The 15,668-nt window shown below is 48.8% G+C and carries 11 protein-coding genes and 3 pseudogenes; 10 read left to right on the forward strand and 4 right to left on the reverse strand.

What is annotated here, in order from left to right; all coding sequences use genetic code 11:
* The first annotated feature begins 264 nt into the window (after nt 1-264).
* On the forward strand, nt 265-1,356 hold the full coding sequence (locus tag Xsto_RS16150; RefSeq protein ID WP_099125725.1) for an AAA family ATPase: 1,092 nt from the start codon (nt 265-267) through the stop codon (nt 1,354-1,356).
* A complete protein-coding gene (locus Xsto_RS16155) occupies nt 1,353-2,006 on the forward strand; it encodes a DUF4276 family protein (RefSeq protein ID WP_099125726.1) in 654 nt (217 codons plus the stop codon). Before Xsto_RS16150 ends, Xsto_RS16155 begins: the two co-directional genes overlap by 4 nt.
* Before the next feature lie 68 nt (nt 2,007-2,074).
* Here Xsto_RS16155 and ssb read toward each other — a convergent pair.
* From ssb to Xsto_RS16170, 3 genes and pseudogenes are all read right to left on the reverse strand, one after another.
* Nucleotides 2,075-3,359: pseudogene (gene ssb / locus Xsto_RS21605) on the reverse strand (single-stranded DNA-binding protein).
* Nucleotides 3,360-3,372: 13 nt separating this feature from the next.
* Nucleotides 3,373-4,086 (reverse strand): PFL_4669 family integrating conjugative element protein, encoded by a 714-nt coding sequence (locus Xsto_RS16165; RefSeq protein WP_099125727.1) that lies wholly within the window; start codon nt 4,084-4,086, stop codon nt 3,373-3,375.
* A 271-nt stretch (nt 4,087-4,357) separates the two neighbouring features.
* Nucleotides 4,358-5,344: an alcohol dehydrogenase catalytic domain-containing protein gene (locus Xsto_RS16170; protein ID WP_099125728.1), complete on the reverse strand. Its 987-nt coding sequence runs from the start codon at nt 5,342-5,344 to the stop codon at nt 4,358-4,360.
* Nucleotides 5,345-6,270: 926 nt separating this feature from the next.
* On the opposite strand from Xsto_RS16170, the pseudogene Xsto_RS16175 reads away from it, so the two are divergent.
* The 3 genes and pseudogenes from Xsto_RS16175 to Xsto_RS16185 form a co-directional block, all read left to right on the forward strand.
* Nucleotides 6,271-6,423 (forward strand): annotated as a pseudogene (locus tag Xsto_RS16175) (TIGR03751 family conjugal transfer lipoprotein); the annotation flags it as partial.
* Nucleotides 6,423-9,169: pseudogene (locus Xsto_RS16180) on the forward strand (conjugative transfer ATPase). The pseudogenes Xsto_RS16175 and Xsto_RS16180, both read left to right, overlap by 1 nt.
* A gap of 77 nt (nt 9,170-9,246) precedes the next feature.
* Nucleotides 9,247-9,723, forward strand: a complete 477-nt coding sequence (locus Xsto_RS16185; protein ID WP_099125729.1) for a hypothetical protein — start codon at nt 9,247-9,249, stop codon at nt 9,721-9,723.
* Between the two features lie 199 nt (nt 9,724-9,922).
* Here the strand turns inward: Xsto_RS16185 and Xsto_RS16190 are convergent, their stop codons facing one another.
* Nucleotides 9,923-10,588, reverse strand: coding sequence for a CPBP family intramembrane glutamic endopeptidase (locus Xsto_RS16190; RefSeq protein WP_169926664.1), 666 nt, complete (start codon nt 10,586-10,588; stop codon nt 9,923-9,925).
* 167 nt (nt 10,589-10,755) lie between these two features.
* On the opposite strand from Xsto_RS16190, the gene Xsto_RS16195 reads away from it, so the two are divergent.
* From Xsto_RS16195 to Xsto_RS16215, 5 genes are read left to right on the forward strand one after another with little or no spacing between them, the layout of a single operon-like run.
* Nucleotides 10,756-11,154, forward strand: coding sequence for a TIGR03757 family integrating conjugative element protein (locus tag Xsto_RS16195; RefSeq protein ID WP_099125731.1), 399 nt, complete (start codon nt 10,756-10,758; stop codon nt 11,152-11,154).
* On the forward strand, nt 11,151-12,119 hold the full coding sequence (locus Xsto_RS16200; RefSeq protein WP_099125732.1) for a TIGR03756 family integrating conjugative element protein: 969 nt from the start codon (nt 11,151-11,153) through the stop codon (nt 12,117-12,119). The genes Xsto_RS16195 and Xsto_RS16200 overlap by 4 nt, the downstream gene beginning before the upstream one ends.
* 14 nt (nt 12,120-12,133) lie before the next feature.
* Nucleotides 12,134-13,570: an integrating conjugative element protein gene (locus Xsto_RS16205; protein ID WP_099125733.1), complete on the forward strand. Its 1,437-nt coding sequence runs from the start codon at nt 12,134-12,136 to the stop codon at nt 13,568-13,570.
* Between the two features lie 5 nt (nt 13,571-13,575).
* Entirely contained in the window at nt 13,576-13,914 is a 339-nt protein-coding gene (locus Xsto_RS16210) for a hypothetical protein (protein ID WP_211284335.1), read from the forward strand.
* The gene (locus Xsto_RS16215) at nt 13,911-15,425 is read left to right on the forward strand and encodes a conjugal transfer protein TraG N-terminal domain-containing protein (RefSeq protein WP_099125734.1); all 1,515 of its coding nucleotides are present in this window, start codon (nt 13,911-13,913) and stop codon (nt 15,423-15,425) included. The genes Xsto_RS16210 and Xsto_RS16215 overlap by 4 nt, the downstream gene beginning before the upstream one ends.
* Nucleotides 15,426-15,668: the final 243 nt, after the last annotated feature.

Consider the following 15,668-nt stretch of genomic DNA (forward strand, 5'->3'; position numbering starts at 1 on the left):
GATTTTGCCGATAGCGTTTTTACTTTAACGAATTACGTTATCTAATTCAATAATCGAACGTGTAAGTTTAACAAGTAAATAAAATGGCAGGGTTATACCTTCTGCTCAGATTTAAAGAACAAAAAACTGCCTATTTGCGCATTCTCTAAAATAAGAGACTCCGCGTGGCAGGTGTACTTACCCAAGATGATATCCATCAGACCACCGTCAGAAAAGTGTATAATAAGGCACAATTGAGTCACATGATGCTGAAAAGGCAAGATTATGAAACCAATAACGAATAATGACCACTTAAGCAGAATTAAGATAACAGGCTACAAATCTATCGCAAAATGTGATTTACCAATGGGAAGCCTGAATGTCCTTATTGGGGCCAATGGCGCCGGAAAATCCAATTTCATCAGTTTCTTTCGTTTATCCGCCGTACTACTCGATCAGCGCTTACAATCCCTTGTTGGAAAAATGGGGGGACCCGACACGTTATTGCACTTTGGTCGTAAAAAAACCGAGTGTATGAGTGCCGCGCTTTCTTTTGGCCATAATGGTTATAAATTTGAGCTGGAACCCACTAATGATAACCGTATGATGTTCCGCCATGAATCACTCCTTGGCGACAGCAAGAGAGAGTATGATATTGGAGCCGGACATTTTGAATCTCAGGTCAATCAGCATCATGCGAATCTCGAAAATGACACCTTGCCGATCACACTTCGTTGGCGGGTATACCATTTTCATGACACGAGTGACAGTGCCAAAGTCAAACAAACCCACCGTATTAATGACAATGATTATCTGCGGGAAGATGGGGCTAATTTAGCGGCGTTTTTGTATCGCCTGCAAAAACACCATCAGCAGCATTACACCCGCATTATCAAAACCATCCAGATGGTTGCCCCTTTTTTTGGTGATTTTTACCTGCGGCCTACGCCGGATAATGCCGACTATATTCAACTTGAATGGACAGAAAAAGAGCAGGATATTCCTTTTAAAGCCAGTGAATTATCGGATGGCACGCTGCGCTTTATTTTATTAACAACAGTGCTGCTACAACCTGAAGCGTACATGCCCGACTCCATTATTATTGATGAACCTGAGCTCGGACTCCATCCTTATGCAATCAACGTACTGGCTGGTCTGATTAAAAATGCCAGTAATCAACACCAACTGATTATTTCTACTCAGTCGGTTGAGCTGGTTAATCAGTTTGATGCTGATGACCTGATTGTGGTCGACAAACAACAAGGCGCTTCCACTTTTAAGCGACTGGATAATGAAACTCTGTCCGAATGGCTTGAAGACTATAGCCTGGGTGAATTATGGAAGAAAAACTTACTCGGCGGGAGACCACAACGATGATCCGTATTAATGTTTTTGTAGAAGGACAGACGGAAGAAACGTTCGTGCGGGACGTACTGGCACCTTATTTTTTTGCACAACAGATCTATCTGACCCCCATATTAGCTCAGACAAGTTCCCGCCAGAAAGGCGGTATCACGAGTTATGGCAAAGTAAAACACCAAATTACCCGCTTATGCCGACAAGATCCCGGCGCATTCGTCACCACACTTATCGACTACTACGGTTTGCCTACCGATTTCCCTGACTATGACATCCAACGGGATAATGCGGCCAACGAACGGGTCGTACAGCTGGAGCAGGCTTTTGCTAATGATATCGGGCAGACTAATTTTATTCCCAATCTGTTATTACATGAATTTGAAGCCTTACTGTTCTGCCAACCCGAAAAATTTGCTGACTGGCTTGATGACAATGCGCCGATTGCCGCACTACAGACCATCAAAGAAGCATTTGATACGCCTGAAGATATCAACAACAGCCCACAAACAGCGCCATCTAAACGCATTTTGGCCATCATTCCCAATTATCATAAAACCTTACATGGCCCATTGATCGTCGGTGATATTGGCTTAGATACCATTCGTTCCCAATGCCCACATTTCAGTCAGTGGCTAAATAAGCTGACCACACTGATCGCTCGTATGTAAATAAACCACATAGTGTTACTCAAAAATAAGAATAGGCCCTGTGACAACAGGGCAATAGGTTAAACCACTCAGAACGGGATCTCATCCCACTCCATTTCCTCCGTTTTTTCCGACAACGTTGAAAGCTGTGCCATTTGTGTTGGTGCACTGTCTTTTTTTGTTGGCTGAGAGGGCTGGGGCTTCTGAATAGGTTTTGGTGCACTCTGCTGCTTAGCCACTGACTTTGCATCGCCACGACTGCCCAACATCTGCATCGTGACGTTCACATTGACCACCACTTCGGTTGAATAGCGATCCTGCCCTTGTTGGTCCTGCCACTTGCGCGTCTGCAACTGACCTTCAATGTAGACCTGAGCCCCTTTTTGCAGATACCCGCAATCCGTGCGTGGGTAGGTCGTGGCTTTATGGGTTTCATACAGAGACTGAGCAATCGTCAGCACCTGACTGGTACCCATCCCCCAGAGACGGGACGCCGTCTGCTGTAATGTTCCCAAATCAAATCAAAGCAAAGCGGCGGCAGGGTTTTCTCCCGTTTTTTGCTGACGGCCATCACGGTGGCCTGTGTAGCCTGCTGACAACGCTGTTGCACGGCCTGTGCCACGGCCTCCCGGGTACAGCGGTTTTCGTCATCGCCCTCCTCCGTGGCAGGCAGCCATTTAGCCTGAAAGCGGATAGTGTCTTTCTCCAGCGTCGTCATTACCTGCCAGTAAGGTTTCGGACAAAATTCGCAATGTCCTTATCCCGGCTCACCACCAGTGCCAGTGTCGGGGTCTGAACCTGTCCGATGGATAACACCTCGCCGAACCCCAGGGCCTGCGCTTTCAGGGTATACAAACGGGTCAGATTGATACCCGTCAGCCAGTCGGCTCCCGCCCGCCCCAGCCCGGCCTGATAGAGTGCTTCCGTCTGCTCCCCCGGTAAGGTGGCCTCCAGTGCCTGCCGGATGCTAGTTTCATCCAGTGCCGACAGCCACAACCGCCTGACCGCACCGGTGAAACGACAATATTCCAGCAACTCGCGAGCAATGACTTCCCCTTCACGGTCGGCATCGGTGGCAATAATCACCTCATCAACCTGTTTCAATAACTGCCGGGTCACGGCAAATTGGTCAGCGGCCTCTTTTTTTACCGTCCATTGCCATTGCGCGGGCAGCACCGGCAGCACCTCCAGCCGCCACGGTGGGCCGAATTGTTCACCATACTGTTCGGGGGCCGCCACCTCCAGCAAATGTCCGATGGCCCAGGTGACAATGATACGGGTACTGAAGAGAAATCCCTGCCCACGCTGTTTCACCCCCAGAACGCGGGCAATGTCTCTGGCCTGAGAAGGCTTTTCACATAAATAAAGCTGCATCTTTTCCCCTCCGTTAATCGTGCTCTGTGGAACGTAACGGGGAGGCGAACGCGGAACGCTGTCTGCCTGACAGAATATCGGGATGCGGTTCACCCAACAGTTTAATGGCATCCAGCCCGGCGGGGGTTTTCTGGGCAATATCCTGCCGGGTGACCGCCAGTGAACGGTAAGAGCGCACCAGGCCGTAAATCTGGCGGATGGCCCGGCTGCCGTTGTGCAGAAAGGCATCCCGCTCTGCCCGTGAAATCAGTCCGTAATGAAAAGCCTGAAATGTTTTCATCGCCAGCTGGTCGTAACCAACCAGCAGCCAGACACAGCGGTAACCTAACGGGGAATGACTGTAGACGCCGATATTCAGCGGTTCGACAGAGGAAACGGCGGATAGGGTAATCTGCTTTGGCACCGCATTCAGGATATCCTGCAAAATAGCCAGATTCTGCCTGAGATTGGCCGATACGGCTTCCAACGCCTGTTCCAGCTTCACCAGCCAGACATCGGCATACGGATTATCGGCAGCGGCATCCACACTGATATGACCGGCCCGTTTGATCACCTGCGGCATTCCGAGGATCGCCGTCACCTGATGTGTTTTGCTGATATCTTCCCGCCGGCGTCCTGCCCAGAGCCGGATGGCATAGTGGGTATGTAATTCAATCGTTAATGAAGAGGTTAAGACACCGGCGCGTAAACGCGGCTGAGACGTGTTTTTTTCTTCTGCATCAGACATGCACAAAAACCCCTGTTTAGCCTTGATAAGTCAGTCAAACTATCAGGGCAAAACAGGCGGTGACTCAATAAATAACCAGTTATGGAAAAGGAGATAAAATTACTTACTTTTATCTCCTTATAAAAAATCAATTTTCATTCACCATTAGCAAAACAAGTAATGTTTAATTTTTGGTCTCCTTTTTGGCAGTTCCAACACTTAATGCTTACATTCAACTCCCCATGATGCCCAATCTTTCAAATTCACGCTTGCGATTAATATATTTTTGTTATCAGGTATTCTTATTTGAAAGACAAGCAACATACTTAATACTGTTATTATTCTGAGCCAATTGTGCCAGTGTCTCTGGTATTTCCTCAAAATTAATAGCCTTAATTTCAGGTAAAATTAATTCCTTGCGATAAACCTGCTGTAAAAGCACTTCTCCTTCTTTTACTAACTGACACCATTGATACTCACTACCATGAGTATAAATTGCACCTAAACCTACCTCATGTAGTGATATACATGTAGTAAACGGCTCTAATGGAGCTTGTTCTACTCGATCTTGTACGCAAACTAAGTGTCCATAATACTCAAGCATTGAAGCTAAAGATAAAGCACTTTTACTGTCAACCATATCAAATGCCGCGTACAAAGGTACTTTTTTTAGTTTTTCTCGCCAGTTAGTCTGGTGATAATCATATGTTTTATTAACTCCCATAGAACGTAAAAAATTATGGCGATGAGAACTTGCAGTCGCATGGACTATAGCTCCTTTCTGTATCAGAAGCTGGCATAGCAAGCTACCTACAGCTCCCCCAGCACCATTTACCAAAACATCTTTTCCAACTAAAAAAGGTACTTTATTCATTGCTTGATAAGCTGTCAGAGCAGCACAAGGAAACACAGCAGCAGATAAATCACTTAATTGTTCAGGAACTGCAAGAAGAGATTTAGCATCCACAATAGTATATTGGCTAAAGCTTCCATCTCTACGCAAATCAGCAAAGTAAGCTACTCTCGCTCCATGGCGAATATGTTTAATATTTTTTCCTATATCAATAACTATTCCCATACCATCTACACCTGGGATTTGATTTTTTTTCCAATCACTTGATAATCCGGCTATTAGTTTCCAATCAACCGGATTAATTCCAACACATTTATTTTTAACTAAAACTTGATTTTCTTTAAGTTCTGGTAATATTTTCGTTCCAAGCACTAATTGGAGAGGATCTGGATTTTTTATCCATTGCCAAGCTTTTGTTGTAATCATAGTAATATTTCCTTAATTTATGAAATACATTTAGAGTTAACTCAGTGAATATAAATAACTAAAATTATTTTTATATATATCCATAAGAAAAATCTGACACCAATACTTTAACAAGTGAGATATCACCCCATAAATAAATCAACTTTCATTACATAACATTAAATAAAGCAATATTATTCAGTTATTATTTAAATAATATTATTGAGCTATATAAATTGCGACACCCAACTCTCAACAATTATAATATACCCAGACTAAAACCTTCATAATTATTACCTAATAGAACCCACTGCGCATGAATAATATAATTCGATTCTTTTCACATGACAAAGAAAGGTAGAAAAGTATATGTGTGCATAGCTCAGGAAGAAATAGACCATTTTTTTATAGTCATTTCAAATAAAGGTAAAACAATATTTGGGTATAATATATCATTACACAATCCATTCTGATCTGATTATCAGACCACATTAAATGGCCTCATTTTTATTCCCCACCCAAAAAAGATTGTTTTTATGGGTACTACGCCAGCGTCAACCGCTGATGGATAATCACCTTCGCCATCACTAGACTCCCCCGCAACCTTATGCGTATTACTGATTTCTTCTCATCTGCACCTAGTCCAAAGCTGGATGACATAATGGGTATGTAGTTCAATCGTCAACGAGGATGCTAAGACGCTTTCGCTCAACCGCGATGAGGTGAATAGACGAGATTGATCTGGTGTTAAAATTGATTGATATTAGTACAAAAAATCAGAGATATCATGTTATCTGACTTCGCTGGAACATTAGGTTATGACTCCAATAGTTAGATTGATATATGCTCTATGGCTTTCAAAAGATAGAAAACTGCAAATTAATTAGTGAATTACGAACTAATGTTCCTCTTAAAAAAAATACGCATCTAACTATTGGTAGCACGACCAGTTTCCCCGCCTGCCCAATCCCGATATGGTGATGTATGTCTACCCGCATCTGGTGGCGGGCAAGACGCCGGTACCGGGCTACAGCACGGTGTTCCCGTTTTATCAGCAGGTGCAGTATGCCCTGCCGGGTGAACGCACGGAGGCTCGGTAATGGACAATCCCAACGCATTGCACCGCCCCGGCAAACTACGCGAAACGGATGAAGCGGCGATTTACCGGGCGAATCCGTCGATTATCGACTACCTGCCCTGGGTGGAATATCTGGAAGACGGGCAGTGTTTATTGCTGGATGACGGGGTGTCCGTGGGGGCCGTTTATCAGATTGAACCGGTCGCCACCGAAGGGCGTCCCGCTGAACGGTTGATTGAAATCCGCGACCAACTGGAAGATGCCATTCAGGACAGTCTGGACGAGGACGATATTTCGCCGTGGGTAGTGCAGTTTTTTTGTCAGGATGACGATGACCCGTCGGGTTACCTCAATACGTTACGGGACTATGTGAAACCGTGGGCGCAGGGCACAGCCTTTACTGACGCTTTTCTGGCAGAATCAGCACGTCACCTGAACAGCATTGCCCAGCCTGACGGGATATTTCAGGATTCTCTGATTACCGGACAGTCGTGGCGGGGGGAGCAGCGCCAGACGCGCATGGTGGTTTACCGCTGGTTGCCTGCGCATAAATCGAAGGCTCACCCTCAAACGGTATCGTCGGTGGCAGCACTCAATCAGGTCTGCGAACGACTGATATCATCACTGGCATCAGCCGGTATTGTGGCAACCCGACAGGATGGCGGGCAGATCCACAGCTGGTTATTGCGTCATTTTAACCCGGCCCCGGACTGGGGCATGACCAAAGCCGATTTTTATCGTGCGGTACGTTATGAATCCCCGACACAGCACGAGCCCCGGTGAATAATGACTTTGCCGAAAGTCTGTGGTTTACCCCGCCAGTATCGGATCCTGAGAACGGCGTCTGGTGGTTTGATGGTTTGCCGCATAAAGCGGTGCCGGTTGAGCGCCTGCGCCGCCCACCCGAGCCGGGCACCCTGACAGGGGAAGTGAAACGGGGAGACAATATCAATGCGCTGATTGATATGATGCCGGAAGGCACGGTGGTCACGCTGACCATTGTGGCGCAGGCACAGGATACCCTGGAAGAGAGCTTCACCCGACTGGCAAAAAATGCCGTCGGGGAAAATACCGAATCGCTGCGCGTCCGGCAGGATGTGCAGGCCGTGAAGGAATTACTGGGGCGACGGCATAAATTGTACCGCAGTGCACTGACCTTTCTGGTGCGGGGGCAAGATTTGGGTAATCTGAATCATCGGGTACATCAGCTTTCTTCTACGTTACTGAGTGCAGGGTTGCAGCCTGTGCGGCCGGAGTTCAGTGTATCCCCGCTGAATGCTTATTTACGCGCCTTACCGATGGGCTTTAACCCGCAGAAAGACAAAAAACACTGGTACAGCCGACTGACGTGGGTCCAGCATCTGGCAGGACTCTTGCCGGTCACCGGACGTTCAACCGGCACCGGGCATCCGGGCTTCAGTTTTTTTAATCGCGGTGGCGCGCCGCTGACCTTTGATCCAATGAACAAACTGGATCGCACGCAGAATGCGCACTTATTGTTGTTCGGCCCGACCGGCGCTGGCAAATCCGCCACGTTGTGTGCTTCGCTGGTACAACTAATGGCGATCCACCGGCCGCGATTGTTTATTGTGGAGGCGGGGAACAGTTTTGGACTGTTGGCAGACTATTACGCCAGTCTGGGGCTGACAGTGAATAAAATTGGTATCAAACCGGGTTGTGGCGTCAGTCTGGTCCTGTTTGCTGATGCGCATCAGTTACTGAAACTCAGTCCCAAACAATTACGGATTAATGAAGCCGATATTCCGGAGACTGATGAAGCACAGGAAGACGGCGATGAACAGCGTGATATTCTGGGGGAAATGGAAATTGCCGCCCGGCTGATGATCACCGGCGGTGAGAAAAAAGAAGAAGAACGTCTGACCCGTTCAGATCGCGGATTAATTCGTGAAGCGATTATGTTAGCCGCACAGATCAGCTATGAGGCAGGGCATCAGATGGTGGCCTCGGATTTACAAACTGCGCTGTATGCCATTGCCCGCAACTATCAGCAGGATGAACACGGCCAGCCGTTAATCACCGCCCACCGCCGGGCACGGGCCGATGAAATGGCTGGCGCCATGTCGATGTTTACGCAGGGCTTTGAAGGCGAACTATTCAACCGCCCCGGCACACCGTGGCCGGAAGTGGATGTGACATTAATTGATTTGGGTACGCTGGCACGTGAGAACTACTCGGCACAGATGGCACTGGCGATGGTGTCACTGATTAACACCGTCAATAACCTCGCCGAACGCGACCAGTATCAGGACAGGGAACTGCAACTGGTGATAGACGAAGGCCATATCACCACCACCAATCCATTGCTGTCCCCTTATATGACCAAAGTCGTCAAAATGTGGCGTAAACTGGGTGCCTGGTTGTGGCTCGCCACACAAAACCTCGCTGACTACCCGGATACCGCTGAAAAAATGCTGAATATGGCCGAATGGTGGCTGTGTCTCACCATGCCCCCGGACGAGGTGGAACAAATCGCGCGTTTCAAGAAACTGACCGAAGAACAAAAAGCGGTGTTGCTCTCCGCCAGTAAATTACCTCGCTGTTACACCGAAGGCGTAGTGTTGGCGAAAAAAATCGAAGCGCTGTTCCGGGTCGTGCCGCCGAGCCTCTATCTGGCGCTGGGGATGACGGAAAAAGAAGAAAAAGCCGAACGGCGGGCGTTAATGCGTGAGCATCAGTGCAATGAACTGGAGGCTGCGGTGTTGGTCGCAAGGAGGATGGATCTGGCGCGGGGGTTGAAACTGACATAAATATTCAACCGTATTATCGGATATATTGACGGAGAAAAAATTCACCCTCTTACCTAAAAAATGAGATGAAAATAAGAATGAAAAATCATCAATCAAATCATAGAAAAAAGAAACTTTATCGTCGAGTCAATACAGCAACTCATTGTGTTTTTCATTCTCATGGTGGTGAATATCGATGGGAGCGAGCCAAACAAAAACGCATCCGGGAAGATATGCCGTATTTTCAGTCAATGAAAGGTAAGCCAAGGCATGGCTTAGATTACACGCCGCTCTTTATGTTTTTACTGAGTAAAGTGGGTGAGAAATGGGATGTAGTTCACAGTGAAGCCATTCAGCGACTGGACCGTCCAGAGCCTATATTTTTGATAGTTGCGTTACATGAGCATGAACAAAGAGATTATATCCGTTGTGGTGAATCAAGTTATTATAATGGGTTATTTGTCGATAACGCTGGTTTTTTGAGAACAGTTAATCCAAATCTGTCAGAAAATGATATACCTATCCTGTGCCAGTGCTGTACTCATACATTTAATGGGATCCCTATCCACCGATGACTTAGCAATTTACTCGGCAAAAAAAGAATGTAAGCACAGCCTGACAAGCACTTTTTCGACATGTTACCGCTTTTATCATTAATGAAAAGGATAGTAATCCGTCAAAATAAGAATTGAACGATGCGAAGCGGGTGATTTCATATCTGAATACCCCGCAGCTTGCGGCGGGGGTGTTTATTTTTTTCATCCAAGATTCGGGTTAACTTATCAAAATAACTGCTATCAATGCGGCTTCTATACTTAGCAAAATGGGTAATAGCAAGCCACCACTACGTATACGAGCAATAGTTAATAGTATTCCTAGAATAAAATTTTGAACAAAATTGCTGATATAAGGTTCTTCCATCGACATGCCTGCAAATATTGAGGCAGTTATAAAGGTGCCCATCCATAAAGTCCATGGGTATTCTGACTTGAAGGCGTTTAGTAGCATCCCACGAAAAATAATTTCGTTTATGACAGGGGGAAATAAAATAAATGACAGATAGATCCATAATGATGCTGAATCATACTCAGCGAGCATATGCTCCGATGGTGTAAAATAGAGAATGCCAAACCCATAGAAAGTAAGACAAAGTAATATTGCGACCCCGATTGCCAGCCAAAAAGAAGAAAAATTTTTCAGATTCCCTAAAGGCAAATCAGCAATCCACCGACGATATGGCCATGTCAGGAAAAGTACAACCAAGGCCATTGTCAGCCACAAAACAAAAGCACGGTAGTACCAATATGTGTAACACCAATACCAATCAAAAAAAGGCAGGCTATCTACACCATAGGCAATAGCGATTGCTATACATTCGACAATGATTGGACTTAATAGCAAAATGAAAAAACGTATTACTTGACGCCATGATAAATTCATACAACAGATATCCATTAAATAGATTTAATCTATAATTCATTAGATTATGATTGCATCTTATTTTGATGTATAAATCAATTTCCTTCTCCCGAAAACTAATTAATTACTGACATCGATAAAATGTTTCTTCAGGCTATTCCGATATTTTGTCTGATGGGAAATGGTTTATGAGGAAATTGAATTTCTTGTTTTGTGTAGGATTGGTACTGCCGTTATCAGCCAGCGCAAAAATTGTCGTTTATACCGACAGCCAACACCCACCCATTAACCTTTCTTCTGAAACACCGGTCGTCTGGCTGGATGCCGCTGACCAACAGCAAAAGCAAATTTTTGCTCAGCTTTCTGCTGATCCACAGCAAGCCACAAAGCAAGCGCAGGCAATATTGCAATCGTCCCACTGGCATCAGCAGGAACAACAACTCATTAAGGCTTACCGTGCCGTGGTACAGGCCTGGCAATCCGGTGTAAAAAAGTATCCGGCCGTGGTCTTTGATGATAGGGAGGTGGTGTATGGCACCGCGGATGTGGCAAAAGCCCGCGCACTCAGGGAGCAATATCAACCATGAGTCTTCAACGTGTGACGTTTCCTGCACTCATCACCCTGATAGCGGCATTTTCCCCGGTGACACAGGCTTCCATCAATACGGTTCAGATTGTCGCCGGCAGTCTTTCGCCGTCCTGTATTCAGTGGCGGGTTAGTGGCCTCTGTTACTGGCTGCTCTGTGGCCTGCACGGTTGTACGGTGAAAACCTCGGTGAAGGTGACCCATTATCTCCCCGAAGTGGTGGTGTCTACCTATCACGCCTCCGGTGGCAATCCATGGACAGAAATGGCGCAGGTCAGTCAACTTTCCGGCGGGCTGGAAAATGCAGTGACCGGGGCGTTCTCTCACCTGAACGCCGGCGGGGGGGATCACAATGTTCAGATTGCCGGGCAACGGCGTACCAGCCTGCGTTTCAAATATGCTGATGCCATCGGGCATCCGGCAACTAACCTGATAGGCGGACAGATTCCCGGCTATTCGTGTCGCAGTGCCGCCACCCCGTTGGTGCCTTATTTTCTCAGCACACTGGATTCGGTGGCGTGGCGCTCCGGGTTACCGGAATCGTTCTACCCGGAAGCCCTGATCCCCGGTCAGCGGGAGCTGGGCAGTCAGATGGCCGGCACTGTATGGGGCAATATTTATCCGCGCTCAGGGTTTGTTAATCAGACTGATGATGACAAAGCGGCGGCTGTGGTGGCGCAACGGGTCGCAGATATCATTACCCGTGTCGGGCAACCCCATGTTTATCAGACCCTGAAAGGCACCCGTACTGCGGGTTATTGGCCTCCAGAGCAAGTCACCGAAAATACCGGCGCTAAAAATCACCAGTGGCAGCGGTTATCACCGCAGTTAAGTCAGTCCTGCGCCGTGTTTCCTGATGGGGAACATACGGCGGCCAGCAATGGCAATCAGGCTTATGCTCTGTGGCAGCCCTACAGTTGTTGCCAGCGGCGCGGACAGCGTTTTCTCAGCAGTACGGATATCTGAACAAGGGATGAATCATGAGAAAAATAAATGCGTTATGGCTGATGGTCGGTGGACTGGTCATCGCTTCGGCACAGGCTAATGCCACGGGGCTGTCTCTGACCTTACCGCAGGTGAACCGGAGCGCACTGGGTTATGGGGCAGACGCCAGCGGTGCAGTGTCTGATACGCTGTTCTATACCTTAGGGGGTGGTTCGGTGATATCTGAACCGGCCAGTCGCAGTGGCTCCACCACCCTCGGTGGATTAGAGCTGGGCTGGCGTTCGGATTTGATGTGCGGCAATTTTGACCTGAAAGCCACGGTCAGTAATCAGTTGAACGGGATTACAGCCGGGTTCAAGAACCTGATGAGTGATGTCATTCAGGGCGCCACCGGTGCGGTGGCCAGTCTGCCGGCGATGATTATCCAGCGGGCCAATCCGGGACTGTATGACATGCTGACTAACGGGGTGTTACAGGCCAATGTGGCGTTCGACAAAGCCCAGTTCAACTGTCAGGCGATGGCCAATAAAATGATGGATTTTGCGCAGAATACCAAATGGACGCAGTCGGCTGCTTTGCAGGAGTACAAAAGTCTGGTTAACGGTGGAGATGGGGATGCGGTGCGTGTCAATAACGCGGGCAGCAAAGCCACCGGTGCCGGCGGGCATCCGTGGATTGGCGGCCAGCGGCAGGGCGGTAAGGGGCAGAATGCCATTCGCCCGACCCGGGATTTAGCCCGTGCCGGTTTTAATATGATGAACCAGATGCCGGTACTGAGTCAGTCGTCGGTCAGTAGCCTTAAGTGTGAAGGCAGTGCCTGCCGTAAATTCAGCAACGCCCGTGAGGCGGCCGAGGCGGTGGTTAGCGTGCTGGGCGACCGGGTCATCCGGACCTGTACCCAAGCGGCAGACTGCACCAGTGGCGGCGAGAAACACCAGCCGGGCACTACCGTTGCGGGCACGGGCTTTGCCCCGATGCTGGAGGAGCATACTAAAACCAATACGGAACAACTGGTGAAGCTGGTCAGTGGTACGGAAAAACCGACGATGGTCAATCTGGCAAAACTGAAAACCGGCAGCCTGACGGTAACCCAAGGTGTCATTCAGGCGTTGCAGCGCGACCCGGACCGGGCTGCCCTGACGGGCCGTTTAGCGGGGGAGCTGGCGATGGCGGAAACCGTGGAAACCGCGTTACTGATGCGGCGGATGCTTATCACCGGCATGTCCGAACCCAATGCGGCAGCACAGTCAGAAGCGCTGGCTGAAGGGGAACGCCGGATTGCCGCGCTGGACCGGGAAATTGATGCGCTGAAGAATGAAATGCAGCTGAAACAGGCCCTGTCCCGTAATGCCATCCTGACCATTATTGAGCGGGACACCCAGCGCATCAACATGCATCCGCAAAAACAAGTGCCGGACAACACCGATGCGCGTTTTTACCAGTTGGAAACCCCGAGCCGTGAGCGCAGGTAAGGCGGATGATGACAGAGAAACATTCAATATTCAGAAAAGGTGCAGTGTTATCAATGTTCATCGTGTTGGTGATGGGTATCACTTTGGCGACAGGCTGGGTCGGGCTGCATCAGGCAGAAAAACTTAATCGTATTCACCACTGGGTGACCGAAACCGGGGGAGTCTGGTTAATCTGGCGGTTAGGCCTGTATGCGGTACTGAGCTGGGGAGGTCAGAAAGTCTGGCAACGGGTGAAACATCTGCCGGAATATCGCGCAATGTTGATACGGATGATGGTGGCCAGCCTGCTGTTTATCCTGCTGGGTGAGTATGCCTTGTCAGGCACTATTGAGGAGATACGATGACAGCCAACAGCTATCTGGAATATTTTCTGACACTACTCGGCTGGGTCATCAACAATGGCCTATGGCACATCCTGATTGCGACCGGACTGTTTACGCTGCCGTTAGTAGTAAAAGTGATTGCGGTCTGGCTGACAGTCAGAGAGTGTGGCGAAGAAGACGGTCAGGCCGGATTACAGTCGCTGGCCCGGATTGAAAACACCCTGTACGGCGCGTTCTTCGTGATGGTGGTGTGTTGTGTGCCGCTGGTCAATGTCAGCCTGACCACCCTTCAGTACGATACTTCCCGTGCCAAAAGCTGTGGCACCTGGACACCGACAACCCCGGATAACAGTGGCTATGCGCCGGTGATGTCCAGCCTGAATAACCAGACCGCGTCTGTGCCGCTCTGGTGGGCGGTGGTGCACCGGTTATCCAAGGGACTGACACAGGCGGCGGTGGCGTCCATTCCCTGTCGGCCGGATCTGCGGCAACTGCGCTTTGACGTGCAGCACACCCGCATCAGTAATCCGGCTCTGGCCGCAGAATTGCAGGATTTTACCCATGATTGCTATGCCTTAGCCCTGTATCAGTGGAAACAACGCGATCAGGAACACATCACTGACCCGATTATCCTGAATGATATCGACTGGCTGGGCAGTCGGACGTTTTTAGCCGGGGATTACCGGACGCTGCAATCCCGCCTCCCCCGGGCGGATTTTCCGTGGCAGGAGAATCGGGATAACGGGCGACCGTATACCGGGCAGGGCGGATACCCGACGTGTCAGGCCTGGTGGTCAACGGCCCAGACAGGTCTGAAAGATCGGGTACTGGCGCAGGCCGATCCGGGGTTGTGGTTGCGCCTGTCAGCGACACTGAAAATACTGGGTAAAAACACGCCGGCTTATCAGGAAGCGGTGATCCGCCGTCTGGTCAGCCCGGTGAACCTGACGATTTCTCAGGAGGGCTATGTCTACGCAGGCTATGGAGGTAATGCCGATCCCACCTTGTTGGATGGCGCTAACCGCATCGGCACTTCCGCAGGGGCTTTATTGGGTGGATTACTCAGTATGCCGATGTTCGATGCGGTACGTCAGGCGTTGCCGATGATGCAGGCGGTGATTCTGATGGCGTTGTATATCCTCATACCGCTGATTGTGCTGTTTGCGGCCTATGAATTTAAGACCATCTTCACACTGACGTTTGTGATTTTCGCACTGAATTTTCTGACGTTCTGGTGGGAGCTGGCGCGCTGGCTGGACAGCCATTTGCTGGAAGCCCTGTACGGATCAGACACCCACAGTCTGTTTAATCTGGTGGGTATTCAGAACACCTCGGATGATTTAATCATGGGGCTGGTGATGGGTACGCTGTTTATTGTGCTGCCGATGGTCTGGCTGGGCGCATTAGCGTGGGCCGGTGTACGCATGGGCGATATGGCCGGAATGATGAGCCAGGGCGTGGGGCAGGTCAGGCAGTCCGCGGGCATGTTCGGGCAGATGGTGATGCAGAAGATGATGTCCAAAGGAAAATAATCAGATTCACTCTTTAAAACTTAAGGGACTAGGATCCTGTTCCTTAAGTTGAGTCTGAATTTTATATTTTCCTTTTTTTAATCTATATGCAATTAACTTGAAGATGCAGGAATTAAAGTTTGGAAATTATCGGTCAGCCGGGTAGCTAATTCCTGTCCTTTTTCGGGTAAGGTGACATGAAAAAAATGATGAAGGGTTTTACGGAACGTTTTGGCATCCGGGAAATAGACATTGTTTCGTACC

The sequence above is a fragment of the Xenorhabdus stockiae genome (genome assembly GCF_002632825.1).
GTDB lineage: Bacteria > Pseudomonadota > Gammaproteobacteria > Enterobacterales > Enterobacteriaceae > Xenorhabdus > Xenorhabdus stockiae.

Bases quoted from the DNA above. Each gene is read 5' to 3' on its own strand.
- Xsto_RS16185 (WP_099125729.1), top strand. From the start codon at position 9,247: ATGAAAAATCATCAATCAAATCATAGAAAAAAGAAACTTTATCGTCGA.
- Xsto_RS16170 (WP_099125728.1), bottom strand. From the start codon at position 5,344: ATGATTACAACAAAAGCTTGGCAATGGATAAAAAATCCAGATCCTCTC.
- Xsto_RS16205 (WP_099125733.1), top strand. From the start codon at position 12,134: ATGAGAAAAATAAATGCGTTATGGCTGATGGTCGGTGGACTGGTCATC.
- Xsto_RS16195 (WP_099125731.1), top strand. From the start codon at position 10,756: ATGAGGAAATTGAATTTCTTGTTTTGTGTAGGATTGGTACTGCCGTTA.
- Xsto_RS16150 (WP_099125725.1), top strand. From the start codon at position 265: ATGAAACCAATAACGAATAATGACCACTTAAGCAGAATTAAGATAACA.
- Xsto_RS16215 (WP_099125734.1), top strand. From the start codon at position 13,911: ATGACAGCCAACAGCTATCTGGAATATTTTCTGACACTACTCGGCTGG.
- Xsto_RS16155 (WP_099125726.1), top strand. From the start codon at position 1,353: ATGATCCGTATTAATGTTTTTGTAGAAGGACAGACGGAAGAAACGTTC.
- Xsto_RS16210 (WP_211284335.1), top strand. From the start codon at position 13,576: ATGATGACAGAGAAACATTCAATATTCAGAAAAGGTGCAGTGTTATCA.
- Xsto_RS16165 (WP_099125727.1), bottom strand. From the start codon at position 4,086: ATGTCTGATGCAGAAGAAAAAAACACGTCTCAGCCGCGTTTACGCGCC.
- Xsto_RS16190 (WP_169926664.1), bottom strand. From the start codon at position 10,588: ATGAATTTATCATGGCGTCAAGTAATACGTTTTTTCATTTTGCTATTA.
- Xsto_RS16200 (WP_099125732.1), top strand. From the start codon at position 11,151: ATGAGTCTTCAACGTGTGACGTTTCCTGCACTCATCACCCTGATAGCG.